Annotated in this window: 12 protein-coding genes; 5 read left to right on the forward strand and 7 right to left on the reverse strand. The window is 47.4% G+C overall.

Annotated elements, in window-relative coordinates:
- Window position 1: 1 nt before the first annotated feature.
- The 6 genes from CLV42_RS23895 to CLV42_RS23920 are packed head-to-tail and all read right to left on the reverse strand — an operon-like array spanning window position 2 to window position 13,148.
- The gene (locus tag CLV42_RS23895; protein WP_146154467.1) at window positions 2-1,957 is read right to left on the reverse strand and encodes a hypothetical protein; all 1,956 of its coding nucleotides are present in this window, start codon (window positions 1,955-1,957) and stop codon (window positions 2-4) included.
- Between the two features lie 22 nt (window positions 1,958-1,979).
- On the reverse strand, window positions 1,980-4,256 hold the full coding sequence (locus CLV42_RS23900) for an FAD-dependent oxidoreductase (RefSeq protein WP_106604451.1): 2,277 nt from the start codon (window positions 4,254-4,256) through the stop codon (window positions 1,980-1,982).
- A gap of 23 nt (window positions 4,257-4,279) precedes the next feature.
- Complete coding sequence (locus CLV42_RS23905) at window positions 4,280-6,025, reverse strand: sodium:solute symporter family protein (protein ID WP_106604452.1); 1,746 nt, start codon at window positions 6,023-6,025, stop codon at window positions 4,280-4,282.
- Entirely contained in the window at window positions 6,022-8,589 is a 2,568-nt protein-coding gene (locus CLV42_RS23910) for a glycerophosphoryl diester phosphodiesterase (protein ID WP_106604453.1), read from the reverse strand. Before CLV42_RS23910 ends, CLV42_RS23905 begins: the two co-directional genes overlap by 4 nt.
- A gap of 13 nt (window positions 8,590-8,602) precedes the next feature.
- A complete protein-coding gene (locus tag CLV42_RS23915; protein WP_106604454.1) occupies window positions 8,603-10,102 on the reverse strand; it encodes a RagB/SusD family nutrient uptake outer membrane protein in 1,500 nt (499 codons plus the stop codon).
- A 25-nt stretch (window positions 10,103-10,127) separates the two neighbouring features.
- The gene (locus CLV42_RS23920) at window positions 10,128-13,148 is read right to left on the reverse strand and encodes a SusC/RagA family TonB-linked outer membrane protein (protein ID WP_106604600.1); all 3,021 of its coding nucleotides are present in this window, start codon (window positions 13,146-13,148) and stop codon (window positions 10,128-10,130) included.
- Window positions 13,149-13,373: 225 nt separating this feature from the next.
- Between CLV42_RS23920 and CLV42_RS23925 the strand changes: the two genes are divergently transcribed.
- The gene (locus CLV42_RS23925; RefSeq protein WP_106604455.1) at window positions 13,374-14,426 is read left to right on the forward strand and encodes a LacI family DNA-binding transcriptional regulator; all 1,053 of its coding nucleotides are present in this window, start codon (window positions 13,374-13,376) and stop codon (window positions 14,424-14,426) included.
- Window positions 14,427-14,429: 3 nt separating this feature from the next.
- Here the strand turns inward: CLV42_RS23925 and CLV42_RS23930 are convergent, their stop codons facing one another.
- Window positions 14,430-15,077 carry a hypothetical protein gene (locus CLV42_RS23930; RefSeq protein ID WP_106604456.1) on the reverse strand — a complete coding sequence of 216 codons (648 nt, stop codon included), beginning with the start codon at window positions 15,075-15,077 and terminating at the stop codon, window positions 14,430-14,432.
- Window positions 15,078-15,185: 108 nt separating this feature from the next.
- On the opposite strand from CLV42_RS23930, the gene CLV42_RS23935 reads away from it, so the two are divergent.
- From CLV42_RS23935 to CLV42_RS23955, 4 genes are all read left to right on the forward strand, one after another.
- Window positions 15,186-15,863, forward strand: coding sequence for a hypothetical protein (locus tag CLV42_RS23935; RefSeq protein WP_106604457.1), 678 nt, complete (start codon window positions 15,186-15,188; stop codon window positions 15,861-15,863).
- 3 nt (window positions 15,864-15,866) lie between these two features.
- Window positions 15,867-17,783 carry a hypothetical protein gene (locus CLV42_RS23940; RefSeq protein ID WP_106604458.1) on the forward strand — a complete coding sequence of 639 codons (1,917 nt, stop codon included), beginning with the start codon at window positions 15,867-15,869 and terminating at the stop codon, window positions 17,781-17,783.
- Window positions 17,784-18,285: 502 nt separating this feature from the next.
- Window positions 18,286-18,876 carry an RNA polymerase sigma factor gene (locus CLV42_RS23950; protein ID WP_170117626.1) on the forward strand — a complete coding sequence of 197 codons (591 nt, stop codon included), beginning with the start codon at window positions 18,286-18,288 and terminating at the stop codon, window positions 18,874-18,876.
- A gap of 135 nt (window positions 18,877-19,011) precedes the next feature.
- Entirely contained in the window at window positions 19,012-20,190 is a 1,179-nt protein-coding gene (locus tag CLV42_RS23955; protein WP_106604461.1) for a FecR family protein, read from the forward strand.
- The last annotated feature ends 241 nt before the right edge of the window (window positions 20,191-20,431 follow it).

Genomic DNA, 20,431 nt, shown 5'->3' on the forward strand with positions numbered 1-20,431 from the left:
ATTACCATTTCAATGCCATCTGCCGCTCCAGGAAGCCATAGCCATAACCCACTGTGATACGGTCATCTTTGTGGACAGGCACTGTTCCGCTATCGAGTACCAGCCCTTCCTGGTTTGTACGCAGCTTCCCTTTAAAGGTCATACTATTGTTTTCCGCTACCGCGGATACGATGCCTTTCTTTACGCCGTTCACATACACGGTCAGCGGTAAGGTATTACTGTTCGTCACCGGTGCCTGCCAGCTGATATACAGACCGTCTTTTTTCTTTTCGAAAGACTGCGGGCGATTGTCATACCAGCTCAATACAGCCAGGCTCATATTCCAGGCAGTATTGTGATTCACCCACCCTTCCAGGTGCCTGTCATTCGCCAATGGATTGAAGGGATACATTTCTGTTCCCGGCAGGCAGCTGATAGAACCACGGGAGAGCTCCAGTCTGGCGCAGGCGTCCTCCATATAACCTCTGGGATACCCTTTGGATATACCACTGAATCCATTTTCCGGGTGATGGGCAGCATGTGCGTTCAGCGGATTGCGGCCATACAGATTGTCAAAATGCGCAAAACCTATCTGCTCCAGCCGTTGCTTCTTCGGCATATCTTTAATGATGGCAGCGGCCAGCAGTGCCGATGCAGGAAAACCAGCCACATTCCCTACTTCATTAAATTCCGGCACTGTCCAGTTACTGTCCAGATCATATCTCCTGAAATCCCAGGCATTATTGGACCTGCTGATTACAATGTCCGCCCACTCAGCAATTTTCTTCCGGAGCCCTGCAGGCGCCTGGTCTCCATATTGTAATTGGTACATGGCTATTCCCGACATCAGCATATGTTCACTCATACGCTGTCCCTTTGTTACCAGGGGGTCCTGCAAGGAAAGAGAATCAACCATCCAGGTAGTTTGTTTGTTAGCAGCCTTCTTATAATCCTCCGCTTCCGGCCAATGCTCCCGCTCTGCCACCTCGTACATCAGCAGGTTAGGCAGCACAGAGAAACCCGGTGCATGCCGACCTTTGGAGGTTCCTATTTCCCGTTGAATATCCAGTAATCCTACCTGCGTCCAGTGCTGTCGTACAAATTGAGACACGTTCTCATAAAAGCTATGGGAGAACCATTTATCCAGGTAAGGATAAGCATACAGGAAGAAGGCCAGCTGTGCCAGCGTCTGCGGATGTAACTGGCGAGGCAGCGGGTCCTTACTGGGATCCCTCGTTTCAGGATTCACCATGTAATAACCTACTCCCCAGTGCAGGTCCATGATCACATCTGGTATATGATCGCCGATAGGCTTTTCAATGGTAGTAAAATACTTCCTGGCTGCATCCATCGCTGTTTCATCATTGGGCGATTTCACCAGCTTATAGTCAGGACTCATCACTATTGTCTTCAGACTATCATATGAGATGGTGGCAGGCATCGCATCGTATACTGCCGGATTGGAGAGATACATCCAGATCAGGGAGGGAATCTCATAAGAGTAGTAAGTCCCATCTCTCCACGGACAACCACCATAGGCAGAATGATGCGTTCCTGTAATACTCCTGGTATCGTTCATAAACCAGACGGAAGGATGCAATCCCTCTTTCTCAATCAGGTAAGGCGCTATCTTAAAAGGATAGGACACGCCTTCCGGCAAGGTCCCCCCTTTCACATGCACTACATATGACTGGTGAATATCAGCTGGCTTGAAACCAGTAAAATCTCCCACGCCTTTCACCATTTTCCCTTTGTATAACGGTGTGTTACTTCCTTCGGCTGTAATATAAAAATCAGCCGTTCCCTGCATGGCTGTCGGCGCTGTAAATCTTTTGGGCGCATTACTGTTATAGCCGGTCTGGCTGACGCATACCCAATGTTTGTCGGGATGAAAAGTAGTCTCCTGCGAATAGACAGCTGTTACAGTCAGCAGCTGTATGGTCATTACTCCAAAAACTGATTTGAATAACTTAAGCATAAATATCCGTTAACATGATTCGTTAATAACATCTTACTGCAAACATACCCGCCGGTGTTCCGCCGTGTGTGCCTTTTACATGCACGGTCAGCTTATCTGTTTCCAGTGGCTCTTTTAATACGATGCGTTGTAAAGACTGATGATTGTCTGTCACCTTCACCACCGGTTCATTCCTGTCATTACAGATCACAAAAGTGTCCACACAGAAAGGCATCGCTCTTTCAGGATGATGATAAATGACGTTCTCCATCGGATGATCAAAGTCGGTATCAAACACCAGTTCTATTGTCCGGATGGTTTTCTTTTCCGGCCAGCTAAGGGTCAGCTTAGGATCCGTATCGTTCTTATCGGCCAGCCAGATATTAGGCTGATATGTAGGACGATTGATACCATTCCGCACATTCTCTGCTCCAAACAAAGCAATACCTGCAGGAACATCCATGGCGAGGTTCTTACCCGCAGGGCGCCGTTCCGGGCACCAGAATTCAAATGCTTCCACACCAATATCTTCAGTAGGTGTCTGCGCTCCATAGTTGGACACCGCAGGGTTTGTTTTATTGAATACCGAAAGAAGGCCACTGATCCGTTCACTGCTGCTCCCCAGACTAACAGCTTCATTCTTCATAAAACAGAGAAAGATATAATTGTCATCTGGCAACACCGCATCAAAGGATAATGTCACTGCCTGCGCTCCTTTCTTCAAAGGGATCACCAGTTCCTGCAGAATAAGATCCGGTGTATGATGCACTGGCCTGCTACTGGTGCGAAGGGATACCTGTAAGACAGTGTCTTCTCTTGCATCTGCATACACCGTCATAGAAGGGATATTCCCTGCTTTTAAAGGTAACATCTGCCCCATCGCAGCATGCAAATGAATACTGTCCCCATCAGGATGAAGCTGACGTAATACATACTCACTGCTGGCTGTTATAAGCGCATCCCTTACCAGGTCATGCTGATCGTGAGAAATAACTTCCGGAATATGCTGCCCCGTCCTGATCAGTCTTGATTGCAATTCATGTAGCCATTCCTCGTTTAACAGCTGCCTGGGTTGTATATCATATTGCCGGCACAACACTGCCGCCATTCCCACCGCCTGCGCTCCACAGGCGCCTGTACCCATTACCCTGCTGGACCCAAATGCTACATGCGAAGCACTGATAATGCGCCCTGCCAGGAACAGATTACTGATATTATGACTATAAAAACAACGGTAAGGTATCTGGTAAATGCCTTTACTATGCCACTGATTACAGGAAGGTTTTTCGCTGAACACACCATCCGCAGGATGCAGGTCGATAGACCATCCTCCATACGCCACTGCATCGTAATGCGTACGCTGTTCAATGATGTCCTGCTGCCGCAACATATAATCCCCTTCAAAACGGCGGCTCTCCCGCTTGCCTGGTATCTGCCCCACCCATTCCAGGGTCATGGTTTCCGCTTCCGGAAAATGCCCCGAGTTCTTAATATAATTCCAGATACCATACACTACTTTCCAGAGCTCCCATTTAATGGTCTCCGTTTCATGTATGGTGTCCAACCGTCCGCCATATTCTATCCACCACAGCTGACAACCATGGTCCTGACTATTGATACGTTTATACTTAGGGATGGCTGTAATATCTTTCAGTGCATAGGCAGGAGGAACAAAGACCGTAGGACGTCCCGTATCTTTTGTATAAAAGTATAAGGAATGCCCCAGCAGCTCTCCATATTCGGCACTCGGCGCGAATTTCTCACCGAATTCCTTTTCTCTTTCCGCCCCCATCCGAAAGGCGGCTCCTGCCAGAAAACCAATAATTCCATCGCCGGAAGCATCACAGAAAAGAGGGGCTTTCAGTTCGTATAGGGTGCTATTCTGACTACAGAATGCTCTCACATGATCGATGATAGCAGCATTCTTTTTTGCCACTTCAAATACGGCTGTATTCAGCAATAACCTGATATTCGGTTCACTGGTCACCTTCTCCAGCAGAATGGTATCATAGATCAGCGGATTGCCATCCGGGTTCCGCCACATATTCTCTGTCATGATCTCATCTGCCACACCTCCTTCCCTTGCCCAGCGATTGTTGTTGCCCATATGTGAAGTAGCACCCAGCACCCATAGTCTAACTTCGCTCGAAGAGTTGCCTCCCAGCACGGGCCTGTCCTGTACCAGCACTACACGAATACCTTCCCGGGCAGCCGTAATAGCACAGCATACGCCGGCCAGTCCGCCACCCGTGACTATCAGATCTGCATCATACCGATCTGTTCTTAATTGCCTGCCTTCGCTGGCTTGTTCTTTCATCATACATTTCTTTTTTGATTCCCGGTTTAGCGGGATGACGCCACATCATTGCTTTCTATCGCGTGCGTCCTTTTGAGGATATGTTTTTCCCGGTTATTGAGTTTTCTTATAGCTATTATTGGGATCACAGCTGCAAGCAACACGACCGTTGCGATGCTTCCCACCAGCATTTTTCCGCTGGCCGCCAGTACACACAGGATGTACAGCAGCAGGGCTGTAAATGCCAGCGCAAAAGCGATCACCCGCAATCCAAATAAATTCTGTTTACGGATAGCCGTCACTTCCTCCACCGACTGTTGTGCAGCTTGCTCCTTCTGCTGACGGCGGAAGCCCTGGTACTGCAAATAATCATCCGCAGGTGCCTTACCAGCACACAGTATAAATTCATATACTACCAGCATGATAAAAGGCAGCACAACACCCAGCAGCATTTCCTGCGAACGGCTTAACTTCCCCGTAGTCACAAAAGGCACTACAAACTTGAACAAAAGGTTCACTACCAGGCAAACGACGGATATGATATACGCAGCCTTACCCGTCAGTTTTTTGGAGATCAAAGCCCAGAGCGGTGGCAGTAACGTGGGACCGCCGGTAATGGCGGCAATACTCAGCACCACTTCTATCATCCCACCCGCCGCAGGTACCAGCAGTGCAATGACGATCATGCCCAAACCCAGCAACAACCCTGACATACGCGCCATCCTGATCAGCTGCTTGTCAGAAGCCTGCGGATTGATCACGCCCTTATAAATGTCATTGGTGATCACTGCAGAGGTAACATTCAATGTTGTATTCGCGGTAGCAGAAGTAGAAAAATACATCCCCGTCAGCATCAGTCCCATCAAGCCCGGAGGCAATACCAGCCGGCATACTTCCAGGTACGCATTCTCTGTATTCAGACCACTCAGCGCAGGATTAATACTCTTATAGATCATGGGCGGCAACATCCATATCACAGGACTCACCAGGTAAAGCGCAGCGAATAAAAATGCTACCTTCTTTGCTGCCCTGGGCGATTCCACACTGGTATACCGCTGTACAAACGTCCAGTTTCCGCCGATATAACTAATATGATACAAGGCAAAAGCGGCGATAAACCCAATCGTATATTCCCCGTTGATAACAGAGAAGAAATCTGCCGGTACATTGTGCGTAAACCGTTCCCAACCTCCCGCAGCATCCAGTGATAAGGGCAGCACGATCAATACAGCGGCTGTCAGTATCACGAACTGCAGGATATCCGTTACCATGACCGCCCATAAGCCGCCGATAGCAGTATAAGCGATCATCATCAGTCCCAGCAAGATGGTACAGGCAGTTAAAGGAAAGCCCAGCGATACACTCACCAGCTTTGCGACCGGGTATAACACAGCACCTTTATTGACCAGTGATACGATCAGGAAAGTATAGACATAAAATTTCTGTACCGGTGCGCCCAGTCGCTGGCGGATAAATTCTGCTGCTGTCAGCGCGCCTGTCTTTTTCCATCGCGGCGCGAGTAAGAAAGCCGTAATCAGCCCTCCCAGGCACATCGTCCACTGGATGGTAACAGATACAAACCCGTATTTATAAGCAATACTTCCCCAGGCCACAAACGTGCCTGCAGAAAAGAAACTCATAAAGAGGGACAGCCCCCCGATGAACCAGGGCACTGCTTCCCCTCCTGCAAAAAAGGACTTCATGTTCCTTCCTGTGCGGGCAAACAACAATCCGATAAACAGCACAAAAGCTGAGAAAACGAATATGACGGTAGTATCTATGGTCGACTTCATAATAAACTGATCTCAAGTATTTTTAAGCCAAATGGCGGGATCTGCACCTGCCATTGTGAGCCAGTAAGCGCTGTTGTTTCCGTATTACCCGTTTCATCCAGGATGCTGGCAGTAACATGTTGTACGCTCTTCACCTTAGCGGCGTCAAACTGTACCGCCGTCTGCTGCGCATCATCATCATCATTCAGCAACATGATATATATTTTGTCATTTGTTGTACCTAATGCACTGATATAGTCTACCTGCGGATTCTTTACTCTCAGCATACCGTCCGGCATATACAGGCGGACTGCCTTACCGAATATCTTTCCAGGTGCAAATCCGTAACAGGTATGCGGACCTACCTTGGGCGTAATAAAACCATGAGGAAAGCTGATCCCTCCTTTACTGCGGAGGTTTGTTTCCGATACCAGGTAATCCGTCAGCAATCCCACCTGCCACCATGCATGATGCGGGTAGGGACCTGCGCCGGCGTTCATGGTCGTCCAGTAATAAGAAGCCACACTCGTCGTTTTGTCTATAAAAGCATCACGTCCCCAGATAGCAGCACGCGCCATATTGATAAACAGGGAGTCATGCGTGAGCGCAAACAGGCGTACAAACATACCTGCATGACTGGCCAGCATAATAGGCCCATGCGTATTAGCGGAACCCAGGCTACCACCATGTTCAAAACTCAGCCCTGCCTGGCTGATCTGCCAGTCTTCCCATTCCTGTCCCCTTACCATCTTTTTCGCCCTTGAAGGAATAGGGTGTGTATACACAGATGCGGTGTATATCCGCGCAGCAGCAATAGCGGCGTTTTTATAGCTTTCTTCACCACAGATGTCATACAGGTCCAACAAAGCCTGTACGGTCTGTCCCGTGGCAAAATCAGCCACAAAACGGGCATCTCCGCATACGCCAAGGAAAGCTCCCTTGTCAACACCTTCATGTACCAGCCAGTCTGCCCCCTTGCGGGCCGCTGCCAGGTACTTTTCATCTTTTAGTATGCGATATGCCACCAGGAGCCCATAGAAGGTTGGACGCAGATCGGGAATATCTTTAAAGACAGCCTTCGTTGTAGCGTCGTCATAAGCCACATCCCAATGACCATCCTCATGCTGCCATTGCAGTAGCTTATCCGCGCCCAGTCGTAAGCGTTGCTGTAAAAGCTTATTTTCAGGCTCAAACAGCAGTATATTCCCCATGTCGAGCATGGTATAATAGGTCAATGCGATAGGCTCTACATACGTGCCCCATTCCTCTGTAAAACGTTGCTTTTTCCACAGATAGTACTGCCCTACAGCAGCGCCCTGGAAAAAGCCTGGTTCTGCCTGTTGCTGCGCCAGTTTAAAATTCAACGCTGCCGGCAAACGCTTGTTCAGCAACACACTATCCCCTGTGATATTAGCCAGCATCCACATCGCACCATAATCAGAATTTTTCATAGCATCTTTTCCGGAGCCTACTACACCGCCCAGGTATGCCTGTGCGCCTATTTCCAGTCCCTTATATTTGAACGTATGCCACATAGAAGTACTGTCATTATCCAGGTAATGCAGCATGGCGAAGATCCTGTCAGAAACAGACTGCTTCGTTGTTTTCAGTTTCAGCTGATCCGGGAAACGGTATACATCATTTACTGCGTGATTGTACACCGTGTACCAGTCTGCCGGCTGCGCCGTATACCGGAAGGAGAAAGTGCGTTGCTCTCCCGCCTGCATGTATGAATCTGTTTGTCCCAATACCGGATGATAAGCCACCGGTGTATAATTGCCCGCCCTGTTCATCACCGACAGTCCCAGTTTCCAGACGTTGTGCGTATTCCCGTCTTTCTCCCAGGGATCACGTCCTGTGCCCGGTTCAGGTATCACAGCCATTGTAATACCGTCTTTCGTTACCAGCGGACTTAAAGTACTGGCGGTACGTTCCCGGAAAATGACCGGTTGATCAGGGATGCCCTGCCCATAAGCATAACTCAGTACAAGATCATGTTGTATGGTATTGCTCTGAAAGTAACCGGGTACCATAGCAAAATCAGGCTTATTATCTTTCACCGTTGAAAGTGTAGGTGTGGCAATGGCATAATAACCCGGACGTTTTACTGTTAGTGTAATAGTCACTTTTATATCATGATGGAATTGTTCATCCAGTTGCCACTTCGCGTTCATATCCCAGTCTTTGGCTGTTGCTGAAAACACCAGACCATCTGCTTTCTTTTCTACTTTATCCGGATAAAATTGAATAGGTGTACCAGCGGTATTCATGCTCACAGGCCTCAGATTACTTTCCCAGTTACGCACCAGGTAATTGTATTCCTTTAGCGAAAAGCCACCGGGATGAGTATCTGCATAACGCAGGTCCGGCGTACTGTCGGGCTTACCTGCGCTATACAACAACAGGTACTCGCCCGACAGATTGCCTAATTTTCTGCCATCTATACTCAACCCATTAAGCCGGTATCCATCTTTTGTATGCGACCACTCCAGCAACAACTTGCCATTCTGCAAGCGTTGTTGCGCAGATACACGCTGTCCGCAAAAGAATATGATCACGCTATACAATAGTACTATCCATCTCATGCCTGCTCCATTTTTATTTCCATGCGGAATTCTGTTCCAGCAAATTGTTTGCATTCACTTCCGTTTGCGGAATAGGGAAATACTGATGCTTTGCCTGCGGATTTCTCACACGGAATACATCATTTACAGCCCCTGGAATGACCTGCATAAAGGTATTAGTCCTTGTCAGGTCATACCAGCGGTCGCCTTCTGCAAACAGCTCCCAGCTACGCTCCTGTAATACTGCTGCAATGAAAGCATCCTTGCCAAGTCCTTCAGTCAGTCCGTCAAGCCCTGCACGGGTCCTGACCCTGTTGATGTACAGGTAGGCGTTGGAAGTAGCACCATTCACCCTTGCTTCCGCTTCCGCAGCAATGAGATATACATCTGCCACTCTTAAAATAGGAATATTCGTGCTATGCAACCCGCCTACAGAATTACGGTCCGCATATTTTTTCACCAGCACTCCATGTGTGGTAATCGGTGTAATAGCCGACTGGCGTACCGTTACTCCTTGCTTGTTGACATAATTGGTATCCATCAGCTGTCTCCGTTTATCTTTCGGATCGAATGAATCAAAGAAGGCCTGATAGGCAAACGCTGATCCATAGGAAGTAGCGCCATATGCCGGAGCAGCACTTCCCGGAGGGCCATATAAACTCATGATCTGCGAACTACGTCCATTGGTGACAGACTCCGCCTCGAATGCCCACAGGTTCTCTCTCCTCGCAGCGTCTTCACGGGCAGCATCGTATACATCCATGACATTATCCATCAGTCCAATCCCATTAGCACTATTCAACACCTTCTGCGCTTCACGCAATGATACTGCCCAGTTCTCATTATAAAGCGCGGCCTTGGCATATAAGGCAGCTGCAGCTTCCTTACAGGGACGGCCTTTTATAAGTGATCCGCTATAGTCAGGCAGGTTCGCTTCTGCGGAATCAAGATCTTCGAAGATCTGTTTATATACATCTGCTTTAGCGCTTTTGCCAACATAAGCATCATCTATCGACTGACTGGCTTTAATACGTATCACCACATCACCAAAGTTCTTCGTCAGGAACCAGTGGAAGAATGCCCGCAAAAAGTACGCCTCTCCCAGGATGGCTTTCTTACGCGCTTCATTACTCATTTTGGTATTGGGTACCTTCAGCAATACCCAGTTGGCGTTTTCAATACCCGTGTAACAGTTATTCCATATATCAATGGGTGATTCATTGGCACGGCTATAGCTCACTACCGCACTATACTGTGGATCAAAACTAAAAAGTGTGTACGTATCCCTTCCCACCACCGGACGCGGATACACCTGGTCTGCACTGAAATCGGGCACCAGCAGTGCCGAAGGACCTGAATACAGATCCGCCAGCTCATTATATACCGCCGCCAGTGCTGCCTCTGCATCTTCCGCAGTCTGGTAAAAATTCTCTGTATAAATGGATGAATAAGGCGTCTCTTCCAGCTTGCTACAGGAAAAGCAACATAAGGTGAACAGAGAAACAATACTATATCTGAAAAATATCTTTTGCATGTTGGAAACAGTTTAAAATGAGATATCAGAAACCTACCTGCAATCCCAGCAGGAATGAACGGGCAGTAGGATACACGAGATTGTCCACTCCTATCTGTTTATTGGAGTTGCCAAACGTATTTACTTCCGGATCAAAACCTGTATAGTCAGTGATGGTGAACAGGTTGTTCGCGCTGACATATACCCTTGCAGAACTGATATTTTTGATCTTTGGTAAACGGTATCCCAACGTGATATTCTTGCAACGCAGGAAGGAGCCATCTTCCATGAAACGATCCGTCAGCGGGATACGTCCTCCCTGGAAACCGTTTACATACTCGTTACTGGGGTTGGTAGGCGACCAGCGATTCACCAATTCCTTATACATGTTCCTGCTGCCAAGGGGGTTCTCAAAAGAATAACGGATCAGATTATAAACCTTATTCCCTTGCGTACCGGAAAAGAAAGCACTGAGATCAAAACGTTTGAAGCTCAGATTCGTGGAGAATCCATAGATGAAAGAAGGATTGGCATTACCGACAATTTCCTGGTCGCTGGCACTGATCACCTTATCCTTGTTGAGATCTCTTACCTTCACGCCACCCGTGCGGCTACCGGATCCTTCCAGCACGGTTTCACCTGTCTGATAGATGCCATCGAACACATAGGTTTTGAACAATCCCAGGGGCTCCCCCACTCTCATCACCTGGTAATTGCTCACCGCATACTCTGTGAGGCCCCCGTCAAGTCCCGTCAGTTTATTCCGGTTCAGGGAGATGTTTCCTGCCACAGACCATCTTACAGCTTTATCCAGGATGATTGCATCGGCCGACAGCTCTATCCCCCTGTTTTCCAGGCTTGCAAAGTTGCCGGTCACTTCGGTGTATCCGGAGGAACCAGGCAGTGTCTTCACAAACAGCAGATCGTCAGTTTTCTTATGATAGATATCTGCCGTAACGTTTACGCGATCTTTCCATAGTCCCAGATCAAAGCCGAAATCAGCCTGAAGTGAACGTTCCCATTTCAGGTCCTCATTCGCGATACCAGTAGGCCTGATACCTGTCATTGCTGAGTGATTAAAATAATACATACCCGTAGTACCCTGTAAAGAGAGCGACTTATACGCATCGATAGCGCCCGCATTACCTGTCAAACCATAACTGAACCGGAACTTCAGGTTACTGATGGTGTTGCTGTTTTTCATAAAGGCTTCTTCTGACGCACGCCATGCTATAGCAGCCGCGGGGAAGAAACCATATTTATTATTCTTACCGAACTTCGTAGAGCCGTCCACACGGGCAATCAGGTCAAGCAGGTATTTATCCCGGATACCGTAGTTGATACGTCCCATATAGGAGTCCAGCCTATCCCTTGAACGGCCGCTGCTGACAGTCCTTTCAGTAGCCAGTTGCACCGCTTCATTAAGGGTAGCATCATTGGGAAATTTACTGGCACTGATCGTATTCGAATTGCTGCTGTTGGCTTGTGTAGCGAACAGGCCTGTCACTTTCAATGAATGTTCTTTCGCAATGCGCGTTTCGTATGTAATGATGCTTTCATGCAATAAAACAATGGTGTTTGCATTTGTCTTTCCCGCAGTACCGCCACCGGCAGCCAGATCGCCGCTGTTCATGATAGCACGGGGAGAATAATAATCGTTCAGCGATCCTGACAGCACAGGGTTGAAATTAGCGCGATAGGTCAATCCTTTCAGAGGACTGATCTCTGCATAGATATTTCCCAGTGTCCTGTTGATCTTATCCCTGTTGAGGATCATGGACAATCCGATGGGGTTCGTCACCTCGCGGTAACGGCCATTCTCCTGATCACCGAAAGGCCATATTTTACCGTCTTCCCTGTATGGCTTTAAAGTAGGCGGCGCACCCATAGCAGCACCCAGGATGCTCTGTGTAACCGCTCCGGCATCAATACTGGTGGAACCTGTAGGAATCGCGTTATTCACCACATAACTGGTCAGGATACTCGCCCCTACCCTCAGCAAATCATTGACCCTGTGATCAAAGTTGAGGCGGAAAGAATAACGGGTAAAATCAGAATTGATCACCACACCATCCTGTTTGAAATAGTTGCCAGACAAGGTAAACTGTGTTTTCTCGGAACCTCCCGCTACCGTTACCTGGTGATTTTGCATAGGCGCATTGCGGAAAATAAGGTCCTGCCAGTTCACGCCTTCTCCCAGTGCAGCAGGATTATCATAGATATTTGTTTTGAACACTTCATTTTCCAATGCGGCAAATTCAGCCGCGTTCATCATCTCCATTTTCCGGGTGGTTTTCTGTACGCCGTAATAGCCATCATAGCTCACCACCGTTTTTCCTGCCTTACCGCGTTTAGTGGTGATCAGCACCACACCATTTGCGGCTCTTGCGCCATAAATAGCTGTAGCGGATGCATCTTTCAGCACAGCGACAGATTCAATATCATTCGGATTGATGATGGACAGAGAGCTGATATCGCCCACACCACCCGAGTTAGACAGCTGTACACCATCCACTACATAGAGCGGCTCTGAAGTACCGTTAATAGAGTTCACACCCCTGATACGCATACTGATACTACCTCCCGGGGCAGCAGAGTTCTGTGTGATCTGCACGCCGGATACACGGCCCTGTAATCCCTGTACCACATTGGAAATAGGCGTTTGCTTCAGATCAGCGGTTTTGACGGACGCAATGGCGCCTGCTACATTTGCCTTCTGTTGTGTACCATAACCTACCACCACTACTTCATCGAGGTCTTTTTTACTGGTCTGCAGTACTACATCCAGCTGGCTTTTACCTGCCACTGGCACTTCCTGTGTGACGAAACCTGTGAAAGTGAAGATCAATGAAAGATCTGATTGTTTAAGTGACAGCGAATAGGCGCCATCCGGACCGGAAACCGTTCCTGTAGTTGTCCCCTTTACCCTGACGGTAACTCCTGGCAACGCCTCTCCGTTTTCAGCGCCCGTTACCCTCCCTTTCACAGTCAATTGCTGCGAAAAGGCCATCATTGGGAGCAGTAAAATTGGGAAAATTCCCAGGAAGTGAATAACATGTTTTTTCATAACTGTGGTTCTAGGTTGTGAAGCCGGCATAAAATGAATAAGTACCAGAATGCCGTATTTACCGGCATTTTCTACGTAACATGGAATTAATTGGTTCAAATTTTCACAAACAATTTGATGGATCAAAATATTTTCGTCAGTTTTTTCTGTGGGAACGGTCCCATTTTTTTGGGATAGTTCCCAAAAGTGTACTTTTATATCCTGGTTCACTAAAATCGTCCACGTATGAAGTCGAAGTACACGACCATTATCGATATTGCACGCCAGCTGAACATCTCCAAATCCACAGTTTCCCGTGCACTCACAGGTCATCCCAACGTAAAAGAACCTACCCGTAAAGCGGTGCTTGAACTGGCGGCTTCCATGGAATACCAGCGTAACTCACTGGCATTAGGCTTCAGCAAACACACGACCAATACCATTGGTATCATGGTACCGGAGTTCATGTCTACGTACTTCCCGTCTGTTATTGTAGGTGTGCAGGATGTGATGCAGGCGGCAGGTTATAATGTGGTGATCTGTCAGCAGAATGAATCGTATGAATCAGAAGTATCTAATATGAAGCTCTTGCTGTCTTATCGTGTGGATGGTATTATTGTATCGCATACCAAGGAGACACGCAATTTCGATCACTTTACGCTGGCACAGCGGAGAGGTGTACCACTGGTGTTTTTCAACCGTGTACCGGATGACATGAATGTACCGAATGTAGTGGTCAATGATTATGAAGCAGCCTTCCAGGCAGTGGAACACCTTATTGCTATAGGACGTAAGCGTATTGCCCATCTCGCCGGCCCGGAATCTCTCGTGAATACACGCTTGCGCAGGCAGGGATATCTTGATGCATTGAAGAAACATAACATTCCTTATAATCCTGATCTCGTGCTGTCATATGACCTCACAACAGAAAAGGTGAAGATCTATATGAAACACTTCCTCGATCTGGCTACCCCACCGGACGCCTTGTTCGCCATCAATGATCCTACTGCTATCGCGGCTATGGAAGTGGTAAAAGCGAAGGGATTGAGAATACCGGAAGACATTGCCATTGTCGGCTTCAGTAATGATTTCTCGGCGCAGCTGGTGTATCCCGGTCTTACAACAGTAGCACAACCCACAGCTGATATTGGCCGTACTGCTGCTGAGATGCTGCTGCAGGAATTGAAAGCGAAGGTTAAAAATGATTATAGTATTAAGAAGGCGCCTACGGTGCAATTGCCGACGAAGCTGATCATCAGGGAATCTACGATGGTGAAGGAGAAGATGAAGAAGCGGTAAGGACTACTTATCAATGCCGTATGTAATTCCCGCTTGTTTGAATAGCGCCTTCAGCATATCCAGCTTCCGATCGCACGGCTCTCCTAAAGAAATATCTTCGCTGCTTTGCCTTGTATTTCCGCACCTAAAACATATTTCAATGAATGCTATTACTTTGCCATTGTTGTCGCGAAATAATATCGCATTCCGGGGTATATAACATCCGGATACGCTCTCGATCCAGATATTTCCCCCATGGCCATAATTATATAAAATATCAGTTAATGTATCAATCTGGGCAAGCGTCATTGTCCTGATCTCCCTCATTCCCACAGGAACAGTCTGAATTGTATCAGGATCGCCCGAAAACAGGCCACCATCAATGATCTGCTCCTCTCCCGGGGAGAAACTAAATTCACCATTGTCAGTAATCTTCACTAACCCATTAAAGGATATAAGCTGGATCTGGGAAGACAGGTTAAAAGGATAATGCTTTATTCTTGATGCGAATGAAAGACGGGTTTTCTTTATGCAGCCCTCTACATAGATGTGAGGCGGAGGTAGTGGTTTCTTCTGCGCATACAGCGATGGTGCAATGAAAAGTAATACTGCATATGCAGATAGCTTTAATAGTCTTAAACGAATGCTGGGATAATGGGTTACTTCTTTCATAGTTGAGGGGTAGGTTGAATAATAAATATACTCAATAACCTACAAGAAAAGCAAAAAATACCCAAATACCAGTATACTAATTCTCCCGGCATTAACTAACTTTGCCATATGTTTAAGAACGTGCGTTTTATTATCCCCTTGTTTATTATCTCCGTTTTGTTGTCATCATGTTTCGAGATCATTGAAGATGTAACAGTGAAAAAAGACGGTAGCGGTAGCATGAAGTTGACCCTCAATTTCAGTCAGAGCAAAACAAAGATCGGGGCAATTATGCTGATGGACAGCATTAACGGCTATAAGGTACCCAGTCGCAATGAAATAGAGGACCAGATCGAACAGGCAGCAGCAAAGATCAGAACAATGAAAGGTATCTCCAATGTAAGCCAGACGGTCGACTTCACGAATTTCATTGCCAGCATCAACTTTTCTTTCAGAAATGTAGCAGACGTGAACAATCTTGCCAAGGAACTATTAGCCGAAGCGAACGTCAAGACCAGCATACCCCTTACCTACCGGTACAACAGGGAAGAAGCCCGCTTTTCAAAGGACTATACCTTCTCTCCGGACGTAAAGGAACAGTATAACAAGCTGAAAGAAAGGGACAAGGAAGTTTTCCGTGCTGCTTCTTATATCAGCATCTTACGCTTCGAAAGCACCATTAGCAGCTTTAGTAACCAGGGGGCAAAGATGTCTAAAAATCAGCTGGCCATTATGCAACGCCTTCCGGTGTCAGACCTGGTGAGTGGCAAAGCCGACATATCTAATCAAATACAATTATCACGATAGCACATGAAACGATTATTACAATTGGTAACCCTGGTAACCTGTGCCAGCTATACCGCCACAGCACAGGATCTTGCCTATAAGATCCCTGAAAAAGCATTCAGTGTACTTTCTGTAAAAAGCGATCAGCTGTTCAAGCTGTACCCCGCCGCCGAATTCAATAACAGCACGCTGGGAAAGAAGCTGCTGTCGCAATTGTCCAAAACCACCGAAAAAGATTACAAAAGCATAGAGGACCTGGGCATGAACCTGTCGTCCAATGCGTACTACTATTACCTGACAACAGATAGCCTCAAAATTCACAGTCTGCTGATACCACTTTCCGACAGCAGGAAGGTGGACGCGCTGTTTGCCAAACATGCAGACAGTATCCAAAAAGTGAATGGTGTGAATATACTGCCACGGCCGAATGAGAAAACAGTGATCGCCTGGAATGAGCAGTTCCTGTATCTGACCTATGGCTCCGTAGCTACTTACTTCTTCACTGATTCTGCTAACGCGGCCAGGTATAGTATACCGGTAATGTCCAGCGACGACTATTACCAATACAACGACGAACACACGGACGCTGTTACTGAACCCGCAATAGATTCGGTTGCTATAGAAAATATTCCCCAGGAAGGCGTTCAGGATACAGGCGTTTACCCGGATAGCGTGGTAGTGGAAGCACCTCCTGTTGCATCAGACCCACCTGTAGATGACGCTGCTACTGCTGCTGACGAGACACCTGTTGAGGATGCGCAGCCCTATCTGGAAAGGAAGAGAATGATAGATAGCGTAGCTACCATCTGGCTCACCTCTTCTGCACAACAGATATTCGAAAAACGTAGTTCAGCACCCTCCATTCTGAGCAACCGCGGTTATCAACGCAGCGCCGACAACAACGCTGTTGCTACCTTCTGGATGGCCGGCCTGCAGGACCTTTATGCGTCCTTCCTCCCCTATAAGCTGTTGAGATACGGCAACATCATGCGCGGCTACGGAGACGTCAACGCGAGGCTGTACATGGGGAAAGAAAATATCCGCCTCACCGGCGAAATGGGTCTGGATGCAGAAAAATCAGCCAGCTATGAAAAGATATGTGATCATAAGATCAACAAGAACTTCCTGAAATATATCAAGAGCGACAGCCTGATCGGATTTATGAGCTACTCCTTCAATACGGAGGCTTACATGAACGAAATGCCAAAACTGCTTCTGCAGTCTTACGGTAGTAACAGCTACTCAGAGGAAATGGCGATGGCCGCCGATTTAGTGTCTGTTATGCTGGATGAAAAAGCGATCGCCCAGGTGATCAAAGGTGATGCCTTGTTCCTGCTGACGAACCTCAGCGAGAAACAGGTGACCTACCAGTCTTATAACTACAACGAGGAGACATTTGAATACAAGGACACTGTCATGACCAAAACAGAAACACTGCCCGATTTTCTGTTTATGCTCTCTTCTGACGATACCCACCTGTTTGAAAGACTGTTGAACTATGGTATCAAAAAACAGCGCATCACGCTCAATAACGGTATTTATTCCATTGAACAGTCGAAGAAGAATCCGTTCAGCCTGCATGTGCTCATCAAAGACGGTATCGTATTCCTCGGTACCTCGCTACAGGACCTCACCCAGATCCATGACGGCTCTTTCAAAGGTAGCCTTGACAAACAGCACAAAGAACTGCTGACAAAGAACAACATCGCCCTGTTCTTTAGTCCGAAGAGCCTCAGCGCCAAAATGCCAGCACGCGAGCTGGAAAAGACAAACGAAAAGATCAGCAAACTGCTGGCCGGTTCCGGAAATGTATATCTCACTTCCTCCGGATTGAAAGACGGATATATCTCCGGCGATATAACCATCGATGTGCCGAAAGGAGAGGAAAATGCACTGAAATACTTCCTTAACCTCATTGAGGAGATGGATAGGATTAAATAGTGCAGTTTTGAGATAACCGATAAATCCAATTCACTTCGGTTGAATTTGAGTTGAGGTCTAGCAATTATAAAAATTCATTTCTTAATGCCTTTGGGAAAGTAGTTTCTCAAAGGCATTTTTCTTGCTGAATTTTGTCCTTAACAAAAAAAAAGCGCAGTTATACGTTATGAAATTCTCGTATATTTTTACTTTGAGTGTGCTTTGAATCTCCACCGAATCTCTACTAGAAGGTTTGAATAGGATATGATCAGCATATGACTTGCATATGACTTGCATCTTCCTCCGTTCTTCCTCCGTTTTTAACGGAGGAAGAACGGAGGAAGATGCAAGTCATATGCTGGTTACATCCTGGTTTGATCCATGGATATCTAATCTCAGCACCAGGTAATCCCAGGTCTTGTACTTTACAGACACTCGTAGCCCCATCTACATGCAGATATGTTCTTCTCCTGAATTAAATCCAAAACTTTTGTATTTTCCCCTTCCAGGGGAACTACTTAGCATGCACGCTCATTCATACAGCGATAAAGAATTATTCCGTTTAATCTCGGAAGGCGACGAAAATGCCTTCCGGCAGCTGTTCCATCAATACGTCCCTCAGCTGGAACCTCTGGCCCGGCATATTACCAAAACAGATGCTGTTGCTGAAGACATTATCCAGGAAACATTCCTCAAATTATGGATCAGCCGGGATAAACTCCCTGCCATAGAAAATCCCCGCTCCTGGCTGCTGAAAATCGTTTTTCACCAGTCATTCAGTTATCTGAGGCGGCAGGCTGTGCATGACAAAGCAATAGACAAGTTAAGTGCGACAGAAGAACAGGAATTATTCACCCCTGAAACGAACCTCGCCTACACGACCATGGTGAAGCTGATCGGGGAGGCGGTAGCGCAGTTACCGCCGCAGGCTAAACGCATCTACCTCCTGAGCAGGGAAAAAGGGATGAAAATCCCGGAGATCGCGAAAGAGCTGTCACTATCCCCTAATACGGTAAAAAACTCGCTTGTACGGTCCCTGCAGGCCATCAGGAACTACCTGCAACAGGCAGGACACCTGCTCCCTTTGTTGTTGTTATGGTTGCTGGGGCTGTGACCTGAAATTTTTTTCCACCCCAATAGGTCCTTTTTCCCTACTTACGCGTCTGTTGAAACGAAGGCCAGTTGTTCCGGGGGGAACATACTACCACGTTCATGAGAAAAAACCACGTTTAAAACTGATTATCAGTACATGACCGACCGTTTATCATACCTGGTAAAACAGGTGCTAAAGGATGCTGCTACAGCGGAGGAGCTGCAGGAGCTTTCCGATCTGCTGGAGGCTGATGGAGATGGTACCATTTCACGGCAAATAGAGCTATTATTAAGGCAGGATATCGGAATGGATATGCCCTATGATCATCGTCGCTGGGACAATATAGCCAGCAGCATCCTGGCGGCAGACAGGCCCGCTCCGGCACCATTAGTGCCCATCCATGGCAATGGCAGATGGCGCTTGGGGGTGGCTGCGTGTATAGCCTTATTATTAATGTCAGGCGGTGTCTGGTATATGTTACAGCATAAAGCTGCAAAGCCTGTTGCGAATACTGCACAACGCCCAACAAGACAGGAAGATATTCTACCCGGCGCCGACAGGGCTACGCTTACACTGGCTGACGGTACCGAGATATCCTTAGACAACGCAGCACACAATACACTGGCACAGCAGGGCAATACTACTATCAGTAAGCCCGGCAAAGGCCAGCTGGCATATCAGTCAGGGTCTGTCCTATCCCATGAAATCCCGCAATACAACATCCTGCGTACGCCCAAAGGCGGACAATTCCAGGTGCAACTACCTGACGGCAGCAAGGTATGGCTGAACGCCTCCAGCAGCCTGCGTTATCCTGTGGCTTTTACCGGCAATAGCAGAACGGTGGAACTGAACGGGGAAGCCTACTTCGAGATCGCACCCAATGCCACACAGCCGTTTATGGTGAAAGCAGCACAAACCAATGTACAGGTACTCGGTACACAGTTCAATGTGATGGCCTATGAAGATGAAGCCAGTATCAAAACCACACTGCTTACAGGTGCCGTGAAAGTGAACGATAAACGACTGTATCCCGGTCAGGGCGCAAGCATCGACAGGCAGAACGGTACTCTATCTATGCAGGAACATGTAAATACAGAAGCCGTCATTGCCTGGAAGAATGGTTTATTACAGCTGGAAGGAGAAGACATTCACGCCGTGATGCGGCTGATCACCCGCTGGTATGATGTGAGCGTAACATACAATGCACCTGTTAATGCACACTTCAGAGGTATTATTCCGAGAAATGTACCATTGTCGCAGGTATTAAAAATGCTGGAAATGACAGGAGAAGTACACTTTACAGTAACAGATAAACGGATCATTGTTTCACCATAAATTCCACTTTATAAACAACCTATAGATCGTATGCGTACCTGATATCCTTTTACCACAGATTGTCTGAGAACAAGGAACCGGAAGCGTCTGGACCACCTCCGGTTATGTCCGGGTTCTGCAATACAATCGTTTACAGCAATTATTCTTACTTACCCAAACCATACAAAAGTATGCAATTGATGCCTTTCTCCGAAAGCAATATGTGTTGCTTTGCCCGGAGCCGAACAATTCCACGATTACC

It is taken from the genome of Chitinophaga ginsengisoli, from assembly GCF_003014595.1.
GTDB classification, from domain to species: Bacteria; Bacteroidota; Bacteroidia; order Chitinophagales; family Chitinophagaceae; genus Chitinophaga; species Chitinophaga ginsengisoli.

Coding starts and splice junctions, on each gene's coding strand:
- CLV42_RS23915 (WP_106604454.1), bottom strand. CDS start 10,102: ATGCAAAAGATATTTTTCAGATATAGTATTGTTTCTCTGTTCACCTTA.
- CLV42_RS23955 (WP_106604461.1), top strand. CDS start 19,012: ATGACCGACCGTTTATCATACCTGGTAAAACAGGTGCTAAAGGATGCT.
- CLV42_RS23930 (WP_106604456.1), bottom strand. CDS start 15,077: ATGAAAGAAGTAACCCATTATCCCAGCATTCGTTTAAGACTATTAAAG.
- CLV42_RS23935 (WP_106604457.1), top strand. CDS start 15,186: ATGTTTAAGAACGTGCGTTTTATTATCCCCTTGTTTATTATCTCCGTT.
- CLV42_RS23910 (WP_106604453.1), bottom strand. CDS start 8,589: ATGAGATGGATAGTACTATTGTATAGCGTGATCATATTCTTTTGCGGA.
- CLV42_RS23940 (WP_106604458.1), top strand. CDS start 15,867: ATGAAACGATTATTACAATTGGTAACCCTGGTAACCTGTGCCAGCTAT.
- CLV42_RS23900 (WP_106604451.1), bottom strand. CDS start 4,256: ATGATGAAAGAACAAGCCAGCGAAGGCAGGCAATTAAGAACAGATCGG.
- CLV42_RS23895 (WP_146154467.1), bottom strand. CDS start 1,957: ATGCTTAAGTTATTCAAATCAGTTTTTGGAGTAATGACCATACAGCTG.
- CLV42_RS23920 (WP_106604600.1), bottom strand. CDS start 13,148: ATGAAAAAACATGTTATTCACTTCCTGGGAATTTTCCCAATTTTACTG.
- CLV42_RS23925 (WP_106604455.1), top strand. CDS start 13,374: ATGAAGTCGAAGTACACGACCATTATCGATATTGCACGCCAGCTGAAC.
- CLV42_RS23905 (WP_106604452.1), bottom strand. CDS start 6,025: ATGAAGTCGACCATAGATACTACCGTCATATTCGTTTTCTCAGCTTTT.
- CLV42_RS23950 (WP_170117626.1), top strand. CDS start 18,286: ATGCACGCTCATTCATACAGCGATAAAGAATTATTCCGTTTAATCTCG.